This is a genomic window from Vibrio sp. THAF64 (assembly GCF_009363455.1).
In the GTDB taxonomy this organism is placed as follows: Bacteria; Pseudomonadota; Gammaproteobacteria; order Enterobacterales; family Vibrionaceae; genus Vibrio; species Vibrio coralliilyticus.
In genome coordinates, this window is sequence record NZ_CP045355.1 from 3,458,162 (window position 1) to 3,473,912 (window position 15,751).

At 47.2% G+C, this 15,751-nt stretch carries 15 protein-coding genes; 2 read left to right on the plus strand and 13 right to left on the minus strand.

Annotation, left to right across the window (positions count from 1 at the left end; all coding sequences use genetic code 11):
- Nucleotides 1-185: 185 nt before the first annotated feature.
- The 4 genes from polA to hemB form a co-directional block, all read right to left on the minus strand.
- Nucleotides 186-2,981, minus strand: a complete 2,796-nt coding sequence (gene polA, locus FIU99_RS16180) for a DNA polymerase I (RefSeq protein ID WP_006957576.1) — start codon at nucleotides 2,979-2,981, stop codon at nucleotides 186-188.
- Nucleotides 2,982-3,600: 619 nt separating this feature from the next.
- Nucleotides 3,601-4,035 (minus strand): GNAT family N-acetyltransferase, encoded by a 435-nt coding sequence (locus FIU99_RS16190; RefSeq protein WP_006957574.1) that lies wholly within the window; start codon nucleotides 4,033-4,035, stop codon nucleotides 3,601-3,603.
- 72 nt (nucleotides 4,036-4,107) lie between these two features.
- Complete coding sequence (gene tnpA / locus FIU99_RS16195; RefSeq protein ID WP_039951144.1) at nucleotides 4,108-4,554, minus strand: IS200/IS605 family transposase; 447 nt, start codon at nucleotides 4,552-4,554, stop codon at nucleotides 4,108-4,110.
- A gap of 166 nt (nucleotides 4,555-4,720) precedes the next feature.
- Nucleotides 4,721-5,767, minus strand: coding sequence for a porphobilinogen synthase (hemB, locus tag FIU99_RS16200; RefSeq protein ID WP_006957572.1), 1,047 nt, complete (start codon nucleotides 5,765-5,767; stop codon nucleotides 4,721-4,723).
- 148 nt (nucleotides 5,768-5,915) lie between these two features.
- Between hemB and FIU99_RS16205 the strand changes: the two genes are divergently transcribed.
- Complete coding sequence (locus tag FIU99_RS16205) at nucleotides 5,916-6,677, plus strand: TatD family hydrolase (RefSeq protein WP_029236301.1); 762 nt, start codon at nucleotides 5,916-5,918, stop codon at nucleotides 6,675-6,677.
- A 53-nt stretch (nucleotides 6,678-6,730) separates the two neighbouring features.
- Here FIU99_RS16205 and tatC read toward each other — a convergent pair whose 3' ends face one another.
- The 7 genes from tatC to rmuC all read right to left on the minus strand — a co-directional run bounded on the left by tatC (nucleotide 6,731) and on the right by rmuC (nucleotide 12,904).
- Nucleotides 6,731-7,483 (minus strand): twin-arginine translocase subunit TatC, encoded by a 753-nt coding sequence (gene tatC / locus FIU99_RS16210; protein WP_006957567.1) that lies wholly within the window; start codon nucleotides 7,481-7,483, stop codon nucleotides 6,731-6,733.
- A gap of 61 nt (nucleotides 7,484-7,544) precedes the next feature.
- The gene (gene tatB / locus FIU99_RS16215) at nucleotides 7,545-7,973 is read right to left on the minus strand and encodes a Sec-independent protein translocase protein TatB (RefSeq protein ID WP_006957565.1); all 429 of its coding nucleotides are present in this window, start codon (nucleotides 7,971-7,973) and stop codon (nucleotides 7,545-7,547) included.
- 3 nt (nucleotides 7,974-7,976) lie between these two features.
- Complete coding sequence (tatA, locus tag FIU99_RS16220; RefSeq protein WP_006957564.1) at nucleotides 7,977-8,213, minus strand: Sec-independent protein translocase subunit TatA; 237 nt, start codon at nucleotides 8,211-8,213, stop codon at nucleotides 7,977-7,979.
- A gap of 49 nt (nucleotides 8,214-8,262) precedes the next feature.
- Complete coding sequence (gene ubiB / locus FIU99_RS16225) at nucleotides 8,263-9,897, minus strand: ubiquinone biosynthesis regulatory protein kinase UbiB (protein WP_006957562.1); 1,635 nt, start codon at nucleotides 9,895-9,897, stop codon at nucleotides 8,263-8,265.
- Nucleotides 9,894-10,499 (minus strand): SCP2 domain-containing protein, encoded by a 606-nt coding sequence (locus FIU99_RS16230; protein WP_006957560.1) that lies wholly within the window; start codon nucleotides 10,497-10,499, stop codon nucleotides 9,894-9,896. Before FIU99_RS16230 ends, ubiB begins: the two co-directional genes overlap by 4 nt.
- A 15-nt stretch (nucleotides 10,500-10,514) precedes the next feature.
- Nucleotides 10,515-11,297 (minus strand): bifunctional demethylmenaquinone methyltransferase/2-methoxy-6-polyprenyl-1,4-benzoquinol methylase UbiE, encoded by a 783-nt coding sequence (gene ubiE / locus FIU99_RS16235; protein WP_006957559.1) that lies wholly within the window; start codon nucleotides 11,295-11,297, stop codon nucleotides 10,515-10,517.
- 56 nt (nucleotides 11,298-11,353) lie between these two features.
- Nucleotides 11,354-12,904, minus strand: coding sequence for a DNA recombination protein RmuC (gene rmuC, locus FIU99_RS16240; RefSeq protein WP_006957558.1), 1,551 nt, complete (start codon nucleotides 12,902-12,904; stop codon nucleotides 11,354-11,356).
- A 167-nt stretch (nucleotides 12,905-13,071) separates the two neighbouring features.
- Between rmuC and FIU99_RS16245 the strand changes: the two genes are divergently transcribed.
- Nucleotides 13,072-13,977, plus strand: coding sequence for a DMT family transporter (locus FIU99_RS16245; protein WP_006957557.1), 906 nt, complete (start codon nucleotides 13,072-13,074; stop codon nucleotides 13,975-13,977).
- Between the two features lie 5 nt (nucleotides 13,978-13,982).
- On the opposite strand, the gene FIU99_RS16250 is transcribed toward FIU99_RS16245, so the two are convergent.
- Complete coding sequence (locus FIU99_RS16250) at nucleotides 13,983-14,807, minus strand: HDOD domain-containing protein (RefSeq protein WP_006957556.1); 825 nt, start codon at nucleotides 14,805-14,807, stop codon at nucleotides 13,983-13,985.
- An 87-nt stretch (nucleotides 14,808-14,894) separates the two neighbouring features.
- Nucleotides 14,895-15,719 (minus strand): AraC family transcriptional regulator, encoded by an 825-nt coding sequence (locus FIU99_RS16255; protein ID WP_152472374.1) that lies wholly within the window; start codon nucleotides 15,717-15,719, stop codon nucleotides 14,895-14,897.
- Nucleotides 15,720-15,751: the final 32 nt, after the last annotated feature.

Genomic DNA, 15,751 nt, shown 5'->3' on the forward strand with positions numbered 1-15,751 from the left:
TGTACCCTACGCCGTTTAATGTACAACAATTGGTCAGAAATGAAAACTCTTTTTGTAATTTTTTTTCATTAAAATTTTATTAAACTACAATACTCACTTTTGAATGGTTGCTTTTTTAGGAACAAAAAAAAGCCAGCGATTGGGCGCTGGCTCATATTATTCAATCAATTTTGGCTATTTTTTGTCTAGTGCGCCTGATCCCAGTTGTCACCATGACCCGCTTCCGCAATCAAAGGTACATCCAGCTGAGCGGCGGATTCCATCAATTCTTGTACTTTACTTTCAATTTCGGCTAATGCTGACTCCTGAACTTCGAAGACCAGTTCATCGTGCACCTGCATCAGCAATTTCACTCGACCCTGGCCTTGGCTCTCAATCCATTCATCCACCAATAGCATGGCTTTCTTGATGATGTCCGCTGCTGTGCCCTGCATTGGAGCGTTGATCGCAGCACGTTCTGCCGCTTTACGACGCATGCCGTTGCGTGATTTTATTTCTGGCAGATGCAGACGACGGCCAAAGATGGTTTCGACATAACCTTGTTCAGCTGCGGCACTACGTGTGTCTTCCATGTATTGCATCACACCTGGGTAGCGCTCAAAGTAGGTATCCATGTATTGCTGTGCTTCGCCACGTGGAATACCCAACTGTTTTGCCAGACCAAAAGCACTCATACCATAAATAAGGCCAAAGTTGACCGCTTTCGCACGACGACGCTGTTCAGCTGACACCTGCTCGATGTCCACACCAATGATTTCAGCCGCTGTCGCTGCATGAATGTCTTTTCCTTGCTGGAAGGCATCTAGTAGCGCTTTGTCTCCTGAAAGGTGCGCCATAATACGCAATTCAATCTGGGAGTAATCGACCGCCATGATCTTGTAACCATGTGGTGCAATAAACGCCTGGCGAATACGTCTACCTTCATCATTACGGATTGGGATATTCTGCAGGTTAGGATCGGTCGAAGATAGACGGCCAGTCGCGGTTACAGCCTGATGATAAGACGTATGGACACGGCCTGTTTCAGGATTAATCATTTTCGGCAGCTTATCAGTATAAGTTGATTTGAGCTTCGCTAAGCCACGATATTCGAGGATCAATTTTGGCAACGGGTAATCCAGCGCCAACTCCTGCAGAACCTCTTCATTAGTTGAAGGCGTACCCGATGGCGTTTTCTTCACAACCGGCAGACCCATTTTCTCAAACAGAATCGCTTGCAGCTGCTTTGGCGAATTCATGTTGAACTCTTGCTCCGCGATTTCAAACGCTTGCTGCTCCAACTCATCAAGGCGCAACGCAATTTCCTGCGACTGAGCGGCCAGCTTCATGTCATCAATCAACACGCCTGTGCGTTCAATACGTGATAAAACGGGAACCAGCGGCACTTCGACCTCTTCATAGATGGTCTTCAGCTTTTCATCCTGCTCAATGTTGGCGAGCAAGCGATTGTGTAAACGGAGGGTCACATCAGCATCTTCTGCGGCGTATGGTGAAGCTTGTTCCAGTTCAATCTGATTGAACGTCAGCTGCTTCTTGCCTTTACCCGCAATCTGCTCAAAAGAAATGCAGCTGTGCTGAAGGAATCGCAGTGCCAGGCTGTCCATATCATGCTTGCCACCCACGCTGTTGTAAACGTATGACGCGAGCATGGTGTCATGCTTAATGCCTTTCATCTCAATGCCGTAGCGAGCCAATACCGACGCATCGTATTTTAGATTCTGCCCCACTTTCGCCTGAGCATCATCTTCAAGAATCGGCTTCAATTGCTCTAGTACCCAATCGCGATCAAGCTGCTCTGGCGCATCAAGATAATCATGCGCCACAGGCACGTATGCAGCGACGCCTTCTTCTGTCGCAAACGACACACCAACCAGATTCGCCACCATGTAATCGAGGCTGTCGGTTTCGGTATCAAACGCGAAGACATCCGCCGCTTTGAGTTTATCTAACCAAGTATTGAATGCCTGTTGGTCAAGAATGGTTTCGTACTGGCTGCGATCAATCGTCACTGCAGAGGTATCGATCTCGCTGGCTGTGGCAGAGGCTCCAGCCCCCGACGCTGCGCCGGACTTTTCATCTGCCACGACAACACCCGTACCACCTTCCAGTAATTCATTGAGCCAAGATTTGAAGACTAGCTGGCCATACAGTTTGATCAGCTCATCGGTATTCGGTTCAGCCTTGAGCAGTGAGTCTGGCGTTTCTTCCAGCTCAACATCCAACTTAATCGTGGCAAGCTCGTAAGAAAGAAACGCTTCTTCTTTGTTATCGACCAGCTTTTTCGCCATGGTCTTCGATCCACGGAACCCAAGTGATGCAATATCATCAAGATTGTCGTACAGCTTTTCCAAACTGCCGATACCCTGCAGTAGTGCAGTTGCGGTCTTATCACCGACACCCGGTACACCTGGGATGTTATCGACTTTGTCGCCCATCAAAGCGAGATAATCGATAATCAGCTCTGGTGGGATACCAAATTTTTCAATCACGCCTTCTCGATCCATCACCACATTGGTCATGGTGTTGATCAGAGTCACGTTGTCATCCACCAACTGCGCCATATCTTTATCGCCGGTACTGATCAATACTGGCATCCCCGCTTGTGAAGCCTGATACGCGAGCGTACCAATCACATCATCCGCTTCCACACCCGGAACACAGATCAGAGGCAAACCCATTGCGCGAATCACATTGTGCAGAGGTTCAATCTGACAACGGAGATCATCAGGCATCGGAGGACGGTTGGCTTTGTATTCCGGATACATCTCATCACGGAAGGTTTTTCCCTTAGCATCAAAGACCACTGCGATACGCTCAGAGGCAAACTGACGCATCATACTGCGTAGCATGTTTACAACACCATAAACAGCGTTCGTCGGGATATCACCGTTGCTCATAGTGCCCGGATAAGCATGAAATGCGCGGTAAAGATAAGAAGAACCGTCAATCAAAATCAACGGGTTGTCAGGAATACGAGCCATAGTCTTTAAGCATCCAAAGAAAAAAGATCTGCCTAGAATGCCATGACTCTGACAGTGGATCCATTTTAACTCTGCATGCACTACTCACACATTTGGCGAATAATCTTTCACACCACAGCCTCAACTGTGGATAACTCTGTTTATATTATTTATCCACTAACGCTTTGCATCGTCACAAAACTGTAATCAAACAATTTAAGATACTGAAAAATATAACAAATGAATTAGATCGATCGTAAATAGATCGATCTTAAAACGATCCTCAACTGTGGAAAAGACTACTGGTGTCCTTTTATCCAACCACAGATTTCAGGCATAAAAAAAGCGACATCGTATCGATGTCGCCTAGCAAAAAGGGGTCAAAGCGTATTCAATTGAATCGTTAGCTTTGCCATAAAGCTATAAATTACACTGGAAGCAATGTGAGCAATGTCGTGTCAAAAAGAACTAGTGCAAGTTCAATTAAGTTCAGTGTCATCACCGTCTCCAAGTTGAATCTGGTAACTCGACGTCCTTGTGAACTTCTCTTATTCCCTAAGACGAGATAAATAATAATTATTCTCATTTATCCCGTCAACCCCTAAATGAGAAAAAATCTCATTTAATTTTTATGACAGTGCTACAACTGCTTCACGAAATGAATTCTTGATTCGACTAGGGGATCTTTTACTTCAAACTTTTCAATTAGATAACCATTCCTCAGCAAGAGTCTTAACATGGAAGGAAATTGATTACGGGATTTCACCTTAAGTTGAGAATAAGCGTGTTTTTTGACCCAGATCTCCTGATAATCGAGTAACTTCTGTGCCACCCCTTTATTTCTAGCTAGTGGTGATACCCCACCGAACCAGCTATAAAATGTGTTTTCGTCGATTTCATATCCAATTTTAAACCCAAGTAGCTGGCCATTTTCTTCAGCCACCTGAATGAGGTGTCGCTTACCGTCTAATCGTTCGGACAAGCTTTCTACGCTTTCTTTGTGTATGAACTCTTTGATAGTCGCGACGATTTCAACACACTCTTCTAGTGTTCCAAGTCGATACTCAATACTCATCGGCTCTCCTTAAGTAAAAATCCACCTGCATAGCAGGTGGCTTTGGTTGGCCCCCTATAAGGGGGCTCACTGCTATTTATCTAACCCTAGAAGCATTTGTCGCTCCTCTTCTTCTTTCCCCACACGATCTTGGTGCCTGACATATCTACGTATAATTTCCTCGTTCATCCCTACCGAATCAACAAAGTAACCTCGTTGCCAGAACTTATTACCCCAGAGCTTTTTCTTTCTCAAATACGGAAATTTGTTAAACAACCTAATCGCTGTACGACCTTTAACAAACCCCATGTAATTTGAGATACTCATGCTCGGCGGAAGCCTCACGACTAAATGGACATGATCAATTTGGACGTTAAGCTCGACAACCTTGCATTTCTTCATATTGCTGTAAACGTAGATACTTCGATACAGCTCTTTGCCTAAATTTCCTTTCAGAATCTTTAGTCGATATTTAGGTGTCCAAACAATATGATATTGGCACCGATGATAAACGTGTGAAGCGGATTCATATCTGCTCATGTTCGTTATTTCCTTCATTTGTTGGTTGCAAACGAGGACATCTTGAACATGAGCGTTCTTCGGGCAAAGCCCAAAAGAACGATCACCACCTTCTAAAGAAGGTGGTTTAGGGCCAGAAAACAACAAAGGCTGGCAAAAGCCAGCCTTTTAATATTTGTAAACTGAGTTATTCAGCGTCTTTTAGAAACTGAGCAGGCTGAGCATTTTCTTCTGCCAACCACTCAGCGACATCTTTAGCAAAGTAAGTCAGGATACCGTCTGCACCTGCACGCTTAAAGCAAAGCAGTGATTCCATCACAGTCTCACGCTCTTTAAGCCAACCGTTTTGGAATGCCGCCTTGTGCATCGCGTATTCACCCGAGACTTGATAAGCAAACGTCGGGACTTGCAGTTCCGATTTAACACGGCGCACCACGTCAAGATATGGCATACCCGGCTTGACCATCACCATGTCCGCGCCTTCGTTGACATCCATTGCGACCTCATGCACTGCTTCATCACTGTTGGCCGGATCCATCTGGTAGTTTTTCTTGTTACCACCTTTAAGGTTACCCGCTGAGCCGACTGCATCACGGAAAGGCCCATAGTAATAAGACGCGTATTTAGCAGAGTAAGCCATGATCTGAGTATTGATGTGGCCTGCTTCTTCCAGCGCTTCACGAATCGCGCCAATACGACCATCCATCATGTCTGACGGTGCAACAACATCAGCGCCCGCTTCTGCATGAGACAAAGCCTGTTTGACCAAAACTTCTGTCGTCGCGTCATTCAGGACGTAACCTTCTTCATCGATGATGCCGTCTTGGCCGTGCGTTGTGAATGGGTCAAGTGCCACATCAGTAATTACGCCAATTTCTGGCACATGCTCTTTCAAAGAACGGACCGCACGCTGAACCAAACCCTCTGGGTTGTACGCTTCAGCCGCACACAAGCTTTTTGCGTCCTGATTCACCACAGGGAACAATGCAATCGCCGGCACACCGAGTCTGGCTAAGTATTGTGCTTCTTCCAACATAAGGTCGATAGACAGGCGCTCAATCCCAGGCATAGAGTCAACGGTTTCGCGGCGGTCTTTTCCCATCAAAATAAACATTGGGTAAATCAGATCACTTGCCGTTAGTTGATTTTCAGCCATTAGGCGACGACTAAAGTCATGTTTACGTATACGACGCATGCGACGGCCAGGGAACTGACCTTGAATGGAAACTGACACTCTGTTCTCCTTGTGTGGTGAAAGTGCTTGATTTGCATGATATCACTCTTGAGTAATGACGCTAGCAGCAAGCGATAAAAATGCAAAAAATGACCAAATGCTCACACTGCCGTATACTCTGGCCAATCCAGCTTTACAGAGACAAACCATGATCGATACTCACGCCCATATTTATGCCAGCGAATTTGATAATGACCGCGACCAGGTGGTAGAGAGAGCCTTGGCTCAGGGGATAGACAAAATCCTGCTGCCAAACATCGATCTGGATTCAATTGAGCCGATGCTAAAAACTGAGGCGGCCTATCCGCAGGTATGTCGTTCTATGATGGGGCTTCACCCATGTTATGTCGATGGCAATGTTGAACAGACACTGCAGGTGATTCGCCATTGGTTTGAGAAACACAACTTCATTGCTGTGGGCGAAATCGGCATCGATCTCTACTGGGATAAAACCTATAAAGCCGAGCAGGAAATGGCGTTTGTCAGCCAGCTCAACTGGGCTAAAGAGATGAAGCTACCTGTCGTCATCCACACCCGTGACTCCATTGAAGAAACGCTGCAGCTACTTGAACAGGAACAAGATGGCTCGTTGTCTGGCGTATTCCACTGTTTTGGCGGCAGTGTTGAAGAAGCAAAAGCGATCAATGGATTAGGTTTTCACCTCGGTCTGGGAGGTGTGTCGACATTTAAAAATGGCGGGATGGACAAAGTCATTCCGTCTCTGGATATGGACTATGTCATTCTTGAAACGGACTGCCCTTACCTAGCTCCAGTACCACACCGTGGCAAACGCAATGAACCTGCATACACATCTTTGGTTGCACAGCGAGTCGCTGATTTACGTGACATCAGTGTCGACCAAGTCGATGCCATCACCACGTCCAACGCAACTAAGCTATTCCAACTGTAATACAAAAAAGGCTTGCCACTTGGCAAGCCTTTCTCTTATGTCAGGACCTAATATCAGACCTCTTCTTGTTCTTCTTCATCGTCACTCTTGCGCACATAGAAGCGCGCAAAGAACAAGCCGACCTCAAACAATAAGCACATTGGGATTGCCAGCAAGGTCTGCGAAATCATATCCGGCGGCGTCAGCATCATGCCAACGATAAACGCACCAACGATAATGTATGGGCGCTTTTCACTTAAGCTTTTCGGATCCGTCGCCCCCGTCCAGCACAGCAATATGATTGCCACCGGCACTTCAAACGCAATACCAAAGGCTAAGAACAACGCCAGCACAAAGTCGAGGTAGCTGGAAATATCCGTGGCGAACTCTACGCCGCCCAGTGATATCGCCGTAAAGAAGCCAAATACCAGTGGGAATACCACGAAATACGCGAAAGCCACGCCACAATAGAACAATAGCGAACTGGAAAACATCAATGGCATGATCAGACGTCGTTCATGCTTGTACAGACCGGGAGCAACAAACGCCCAAACCTGATAAAGAATGTACGGCACAGCCACAAAAATTGACGCGATTAACGTCAGCTTTAGCGGAGTGAAAAATGGCGATGCAACATCAGTCGCAATCATTGTCGCCCCTTCAGGCAGGCGTTCAACGAGAGGCGACGAGACAAACTCATAGATGTCATTCGCGAAATAGATCAGGCCAACAAACACCACCAGTACAGCGACAATCGCACGTAGCAGGCGATTACGTAGTTCCAGCAGATGGCTGATCAAAGGTTGTGTCTGCTCAACAGAAGACATGAAAACCTCTACTCTAAAAGATCGAAAAGGAGCTGCTCACAGCAGCTCCCCTAATGCGAGACTATTCGGCTTTTTTATCTGCCTGAGGTACCGGCTGGGCATCCAGTGACTCGACCGCATCTGCGGAGTGATTAGCTTCTGCAACGGACGGTTTGTCCACTTCAGCTTCAACGTTGGTAGACGCTGAATCGCTTTTACTCGCATATGGGCGTTGCACATCTTGCGCGGCTTGCTTGAGTTCTTCAACAGAAGACTTCAGCTCTGGCGACAGATCTTCCATCCCCATTTTCTCAGCTTTGCGCAAGTTTTCTTGCAGTTCCTGAACCTTTAGTTCATGTGAAAGCTCATCTTTCACACTATTTGCCATGTTTTTCGCCGCCCCAACAAATCGTGACACGCTGCGAATCGCATGAGGCAAACGCTCAGGACCAAGAACCACCAGCCCGACGACAGATATTAATACCAGTTCCCAGAAACCGATATCAAACACGTGTTACGCCTGCTCTTTATCTTTCTTTGTTTCAGCAGAAGCATCTGTCTTCTGCTGCTCAATGTTTTTTGGCTCAAAGTCCGCGTCTTTTTTCGCCGGCTCTTCGTCGTTCATGGCTTTCTTGAAGCCCTTCACTGCGCCACCTAGATCACCACCGATACCACGTAGTTTCTTAGTACCGAATAGAAGAATAACAATGACAGCAATAATCAGAAGTTGCCAAATACTAATACCACCCATTTTCTATACCTCGGGTTTTACTAAACAAATCATTTCAATAGCTTAACGTCTATTGACGATAAGCTCGCCAACTGAGCAGCCAAAATGTGACACCACCGATAGCGCTTGCCATGGATAGCTGCTCATACGCACTGTTGACCAATATTGCCGAGCATACGACTAATGTGGCCCCAATACCAAATAAAAATTTCCCCGTTGCCTGCTGACGTTTCGTAGTGCGGTAGCCTTGATAGAGCTGATCCATACGCTGATTCATCATCTTGCCCTGACGTAAACTGTCATACAGTAGCTCTGGCAATTCAGGCAGCTTCTCGGCCCAAAACGGCGCGCGATCCTTGACCGCATTAATCACTGCCTGCGGCCCTACTTGATTCATCATCCACTCTTCAAGGAATGGCTTTGCAGTTTCCCATAAATCAAGCTGTGGGTAGAGCTGACGCCCCAAGCCTTCCACATACAATAGGGTTTTCTGCAGCAGCACCAGCTGTGGCTGTACTTCCATATTGAAGCGGCGTGCGGTGTTAAATAGGTTCAGTAACACATGTCCGAACGAGATCTCACACAGCGGCTTAGCAAAAATCGGTTCACACACAATGCGAATGGCGAATTCAAACTCATCAACGTTCGTTTCACGTGGAACCCAACCTGATTCAACGTGTAACTCAGCCACACGGCGATAATCACGGTTAAAGAAGGCGAGGAAGTTTTCCGCCAGATAGCGTTTGTCTTCACTATTCAACGTTCCAACGATGCCACAGTCCAAACCAATCCACTGTGGATTGTCCGGATGCTCAGGGTTAACAAAAACGTTGCCCGGATGCATATCGGCATGGAAAAAGCTGTCGCGGAACACCTGAGTGAAAAAGACACTCACACCGCGCTCGGCCAATAGCTTCATATTGGTGCCATTGGCCTTCAAGCCTTCTATGTCAGAAACTTGGATGCCGTATATTCGCTCAGAAACCATTACAGTTTCATTACTAAAGTCCGTAATTACTTCAGGAACATACAATTCATCGCTGCCTTCAAAGTTTCTTCTCAGCTGAATCGCATTTGCCGCTTCTCGTCGTAAGTCCAACTCATCGAGGAGCGTTTTTTCATACTCACGCACCACTTCAACCGGTTTCAAACGACGTGCTTCAGGAAGTGCTTTGGCGACTATACGCGCCATTCGGTACATCAGTTTTAGATCTGCATCAATGACCGGACGAATATCTGGCCGGATAACCTTTAATACCACTTCTTGGTTAGTCGATTTGAGCTTGGCGGTATGGACTTGAGCGATCGATGCGGAGGCCAGTGGTTTGATATCAAAGTCGGTAAACCAATTTTCCAAAGGGCCACCTAACACCAGCTCAATCTGCTCTTTGGCTAGCTGACCATCAAAGGGAGAAACTTGGTCTTGAAGCAGCGCCAACGGATCGGCAATGTGCGCAGGGAAGAGATCACGTCGGGTCGACATCATCTGGCCAAACTTGATCCATACCGGACCAAGCTCCTGCAGAGCAAGGCGCAACCTTTCACCTAACTCTTTGTCAGCGTGTTGGTTTTTAATCCAAAATAGCGCTTTACGAGCAAGCAGAGGGGCTTTGGTTAACTGGTGATTAGGCAGTAGTTCATCGAGCCCGTATTCGAGCTGAACTTTGATTATACGATAGAGTCGTTTCAGTTCAGCCGGAGTCATGCGCGCTCCAGCAGCTGATTCAACTTAGCTTCAATGCGAGCAGCCTGACTTCTGACATCGTCAACCTGATCGCAGAAATGGGCAATTTCTAATGGCGCTGGCGCCAGTTTCCACTCTTCGGTAATGACCTGAGCAAGGTGGTTTTGATGCTTGTCCGCTTTTGCTTTAACAAACTGTCCTAAATTGGACACGCCTTGAACTAAGCTATGCGCCACCACATCCCCCGTGACGCGCGACAACCACTCTTCAATGTCAGGTTTGCAATCCGTCATGAGCTGAGAGAATTTCTGCGCCAGTTGAATATCGCCTTCCAGTATCACTTTGTCTTGCTTGATCAGCTTGGTGATATTGGATTGCTCACGCAGCTCTGGCAGCACCGATAGGTTTAATGATAGGTAGCAGTCTGGTTGACCTTCGTAATTCGCCAGAACATCAATTTGCTGGCTGAAAACAAAAGTCAGTGTCTTATTGAGCTCTTTGAGGTGAACTTGAATCACCTGGCCTTTAAGACGGGCAAGACGACGCCCCAGCTCTGGGTCGTCGTTAATAAGTGTATTGAGTGTTGATTCAATCGCAGCAGTAACAAGAGGTTCAAATGGCATAGCGATCCTTTAACCTCAGAATTTGTAGCCACGGTGCAGCGCAACGATGCCGCCGGTCAGGTTGTAGTAGCTGGCTTTCTCAAATCCAGCATTTTCCATCATCCCTTTCAAGGTTTCCTGATCCGGGTGCATACGAATAGACTCTGCCAGATAACGGTAGCTCTCAGAATCATTTGCTACCAGCTCACCCATTTTCGGCAATAGGTGGAATGAGTACGCATCGTAGATTTTTGACAAAGGCTCAAGCACAGGCTTAGAGAATTCGAGCACAAGAAGACGACCGCCAGGCTTCAAAACACGGAACATTGAGCGCAGGGCTTTGTCTTTGTCTGTCACGTTACGTAGACAGAAGCTGATGGTAATAGCATCAAAGTAATCATCTGGGAACGGCAGCTCTTCAGCGTTTGCCTGAACATAATGCACGTTGCCTACAATGCCGTTGTCACGCAGTTTGTCGCGGCCAACATTCAGCATTGAGTTGTTGATGTCAGCCAGAACCACATGGCCTTTTTCACCGACAATGCGAGAGAATTTCGCCGTCAGATCGCCCGTACCACCACCGAGGTCCAGCACACGCTGACCCGGACGCACACCACTGCAATCGATCGTGAATCGTTTCCAAAGACGATGCACACCACCCGACATAAAGTCGTTCATGATGTCGTATTTGGCCGCTACAGAGTGGAATACCTCTGCTACCTTGGCGACTTTCTCTTCTTTGGCGACTGTGGTGAAACCAAAATGCGTGGTTTCATTTGATTCTAAAGCTGTATTCGACTGCACGCTTGTATCCGTCATGATGATTCCTCTTCAAGCAACGCTATGAATAAATACGACCTGAGCGCTGCGGGCGATTAGTTTACTTTATCCTCAGCCGGATGTCTTTCAGCGATAGAATCATTTTCACTCATCGAGTTATTTTCTGTGAGCCCATCATATTGAGCCAGTTCTGTCAGGCTCGACGAGATTGGCTTTTTCACCTCAACACCAAGCTGCTTAAAGCTTTCCGCCTGACGAATCACGTTACCTCGACCAGTAGCGAGCTTGTTCATCGCGCCTTGATAATTCTGGTTCGCTTTATCCAGCGCACCGCCTAGGCTTTCCATGTCATCGACAAACAAACGCAACTTGTCGTACAGCTTACTGGCTCGCTCCGCAATGATTTGCGCATTTTGATTCTGTCGTTCGTTGCGCCACAAGTTATCGATCGTACGCAATGCCACCAGCAAGGTCGTCGGGCTGACCAGAATAATGTTTTGCTCCATCGCATCCTTGACCAGATCTGGGTCGGCCTGAATCGCAACCTGAAACGCTGGCTCAACTGGGATAAACATCAGCACGTAATCAAGGCTCTGAATGCCTTTAAGCTGATGATAGTCTTTCTGTGACAAACCTTTAATATGGCTTCTGACCGATAGTAAGTGGTCACTTAGTGCTTGTTCTTGATCTAACTCTGATTCGGCATTGAAGTAACGCTCATAGGCGACCAGCGTCATTTTAGAGTCGACCACCACCTGCTTATCTTGCGGCAAGTGGACAATCACATCCGGCTGATAGCGCTTACCTGCTTCATTCTGTAGGCTCACCTGAGTCTGGTACTCGTGCCCTTCACGCAATCCGGACTCCGCCAACACGCGCGCAAGGACGACCTCTCCCCAGTTGCCTTGCTGCTTGTTGTCACCTTTTAGTGCCTGAGTCAGGTTGACCGCTTCGCGCGTCATCTGTTCATTGAGGCGTTGCAGGTTCTTCAGCTCATGCACTAAGGTGTGTCGCTCTTTCGCTTCAACCGTAAAACTGTCATTGACCTGTTTCTTAAACCCTTCCAACTGTTCTTTCAGTGGCGATAGCAACCCTTCCAGACTTTGGCGGTTTTGTTGGTCGACTTTGGCGGTCTTAGCCTCAAATAGCTGATTGGCCAGATGTTCGAATTGCTGCTTGAGACGAGACTCCGCCTGTTCCAACAATTGCAATTTATCGTGGTTGGCTTTGTTCTCTTCTTGATGGCGAGCTTCTTGCTCTCTGAGCTGGGCTTCAAGCTGAGCTTTCTGATCGCGGCTTTGAGTCAGCTCCTCAGCGTATTGTTGTCTTTCTTGCTTAACCGCCTCGAAGTAACGCAATTTTTCTAGAACCGCCATCAATTTACCGTGGGACTGTTTGAGCTCATACGCGGCTTTATCTCGCTCGCTATCTAGCTCATCCAGTTCCTGTTGTGCTTGCTCTAGCTCTTTCTGTAACTGGCCGATTTTCGTTGTTGCCAGTTGCTGATTGGATTCAAGTTGTTGTTTTAAAAGCTGTTGATCAAAGCGTGTTTTCTGCCTGATCCACCAGCCCACTCCGACTCCGCTGATCGCCGCACTGCTAATAGCGCTGATAAGTAGGGCTTGGTTGTCCAGAATCCATTGCATAATAAAGGGTTAACTCTTATTTCAGGTACTGATTCAATGGTATTTTACCACTGGATAAATGTCCAGTTTGTCGGCTAGATATCGAACAGCTAGACTAAGCGCTCTCTAATCTGCCCTACCGCCAATCGCCAACGAATTTAACTTGTTGGTTTTAATAAAGGAACATCATGAACGAGCGTCGTGCTTTAGGTTTTGGTCTGTCTGCCGTCCTATTGTGGTCTACTGTAGCCACCGCCTTTAAATTAACTCTTGCCGAACTGACCCCGATTCAAATGCTGACCGTTGCCAGCCTGGTCTCAGCGCTGGCTCTGACCGCTGTATGTGCCATTCAGGGCAAACTGTCTTCGCTGGCTAGTACCTTCTTCGCGAATCCTTGGTATTACTTATTGCTTGGATTGATCAATCCACTGGCGTACTACGTCATCTTATTCAAAGCCTATGACTTACTTCCCGCCTCACAAGCGCAAGCGATCAACTATAGCTGGGCGATTACTTTGACTCTGATGGCTGCAGTCTTCCTCGGCCAGAAAATCCGCAAGCAGGACTGGATAGCCTGCACGCTGAGTTACTTTGGTGTAATTGTAATTGCTACTAAAGGTGATGTACTGGGCCTGAGTTTCGAGAGCCCGTTAGGGGTGGGACTGGCTCTGCTATCAACTCTGCTTTGGGCCAGCTACTGGATACTCAATACTAAAAACAAAGCCGACCCTATCGTCGGCGTGTTACTCGGTTTTTTGGTTGCAATACCATTTGCAATTGGCCTGAGCCTCTACGAAGGTGTCAGCTGGAACGGTATTTCTCTGCAAGGTTGGCTCGCGGTCAGTTACGTTGGTTTGTTCGAAATGGGCGTGACCTTTGTCCTGTGGCTTAGCGCCCTCAAACTGACGCAAAACACCGCGCGTATCAGCAACCTGATATTCGCGTCACCGTTTATTTCTCTGGCGTTGCTGGCGACCATCATTGGTGAAGAAATACATTCCACAACCTTGATCGGCTTAGTGTTGATCATTGCTGGACTGGTGATCCAGCAGATCAAATTTGGCAAAAAAGATCTCACGCAATCCGTGAGTTAACATTTTTAAAACAACTCGTAAGCCATCTCACTGCCTTGACCTCGCACCTGGTCGATTTGCTCAGCGAGATCTGGGGAGACACTTAACGCAACTGCTGCTTTATGTTGGCTGAGATAACTTTGCTTATCGTCCAGACTCAACATTGAATCCCACTGATGGTCTATATCACGAGCGAGGAACATCAGACATGCCAACTTTTTCGATTCAACCGCTTTCGCAGGATGATTGACGTTGGCAATCGCATCCACCAGCTGAGCAGGGAACTTCCACGTCTCAGCCAGTGCCGCGCCTAACTGCTGGGCATCAGTACCTAACACTTCGCGCTGTACATCGACAGGATTTTCGCCATTTTCCACCCGACGGCTGATTTCTAATGCCTGTTCTGGCTCTAAAGAGTGAATCATCAGCTCACCAATGTTGTGCAGAATACCGGCAATAAAAGCTTCATTAGGGTCAACTTTGACGTCTTTAGCAACTGTACTGGCAATGGTTGCCACTTCAAAAGTACTTGCCCAGTAATCTTTGATATTGAGGGTTTCCAGTTTAGGAAATGTTGAGGCGAGAATAGAAGAAGAAATCAAATTGCGAATCGCGCCAACACCAATTCGCACAATCGCGTCATTAATGTTGGAAACCCCTTTAACACCGCCGAATTGCGCTGAGTTTGCCATCCTTAACACACGTGCTAACAACACCTGATCCATGGCCATTTTCTTTGCCAGCTCACCAAAATCGATTTGTTCCCTGTTAACCATCTCCAGCAATTCCTGAAGTACGCTTTCGATTCTGGGTAATTCATTAATTCTTGAGATCAGCACTTGATAGCTCATATACCACTCCTTCAGCAAGTTCTGTCCATTTAATATAGGACAGAAATTGAGCAAAAGATCGATAACGCTTGTGCTAAGAGTTTGTGATCAACACTGTTTGTCCCGTAACCACTGGCGTGGCGACATTCCGGAAATATTATGAAAGGCGCGCGAAAACCCCGAATAACTACTGTAACCCACTTCATCCGCGACCCAGTTCAACGGTTTACGCTGCAACAATAACGATTGTGCGACTGAGATGCGCCATTTCTGCACATAATCTCCGGGCGTTTCTCCAACCACCGCTTTAAACGTATCGATGAACTGAGTGCGTGACATTGCCGCCACCGAGGCAAGCTCCACCAAGCTGAAGTGCCTTGCAGGTAACTGGTGCACAACAGAGGCCACAGCGGCGAGCCGAGGGTGGGCCAGCGCCGCAAATAGCCCCTGCTCTATTTTTTTCTCTTCCACCAAATGGCGGAAAATCAGCGCCATAAGTGCATCACTCAATTTGTCCATCAGAAACTGTTGCCCCGCTAAATCGCCGCCAGACTCACAAAATAAGGCATTAATGACAGGTGTCAGGCTTGGCGCAGCGCTAAATGGGATAACAATTACCTCAGGAAGTGCAGACAACAAAGGGTTCATCTGTCCAACACGATATTCCACACTTGCGCACACCAGCTCCGCTCCGGACTCAACGCCTTTAATAGCGTGAGTGGTCCCATGTGGCAGATAGAGAATAGATGGTTCAATAATATGGCGTGATTCACTGTGTGCTTTATTGAGTGTCAGCTCGCCAGACTGCAAAACGTGTAAATGGCCACTGTTTTGCAGATTTGCATTGAATGAAGACACACCACACAGGTGGCCGGAATAAAACACACCAGTACGTATTGAGCAGTGTTCCATGAGTTGTGAGAGTAAATCCATTTCATCTCCGGACTTTTCGCATAGTTTTTTGG